At 44.1% G+C, this 766-nt stretch carries 1 pseudogene; it reads right to left on the reverse strand.

Going from position 1 to position 766, the window contains the following annotated elements:
- Positions 1-661, reverse strand: a pseudogene (locus MF4640_RS18815) (Y-family DNA polymerase); the annotation flags it as partial.
- Between the last annotated feature and the right edge of the window lie 105 nt (positions 662-766).

Raw genomic sequence — 766 nt, forward strand, 5'->3', positions numbered from 1 at the left:
TCTGAACCACGATATATGGCGAGTAGCGCTCGGACTTATCAAAGCGACTGGTTTGGATATAGACCCCAATCATTTTGCAGATTGAGCCATCTTCCCGCATTCGCTTTACGGCTCGAGCAACATAAAGCCGGACAGATGCTTTGATGTCATCCATTTCATAGACTGGGTTCCCATATGAACGACTGCTGATGATTTGCTTCTTCGCTACCGCATCATCACTCAGGTCAATACAAGAAAGGCCTTGTAGCTCAAGCACCGTCTTTTCCATCACGATACTGAACTGCTTTTTGATTTCTTTAGGATTGGCATTGATCAGATCTAGAACAGATTGAATACCCATGGCATTGAGCTTCTTGCAGTTCTGCCTGCCAACGCCCCAAACTTCGGATACATTCACTTGTGCGAGTAGCATCTCTGTAGAGCACGGGTCCATATGGGCCAGATTACAGACCCCATTGAAGAACTTGTTCTTTTTGGCGAGATGATTGGCAATCTTGGCTTCAGTTTTTGAGCGGCCGATTCCAATGCAGCAGGGTAGTCCTAACCAACGCCAAGCTTTAACTCTCATATCTTGCGCATAATCGGTCAGGTCAAATAGATGCTCATAAGCTGTGAGCTTTAGGAAACATTCATCAATGGAATAGACCTTGTATCTTGGAGGTTGTAGTGATTAGCTTCCACTATATGCAAATTGTAGAGTTTGTAATAGACCTAAGACTTTTAGTCTGTGCAAGAGATAAAACCTACAATTTGCCCTAACCACTTG

The organism is Acinetobacter sp. MF4640 (assembly GCF_002018895.1).
Taxonomy (GTDB): Bacteria; Pseudomonadota; Gammaproteobacteria; order Pseudomonadales; family Moraxellaceae; genus Acinetobacter; species Acinetobacter johnsonii.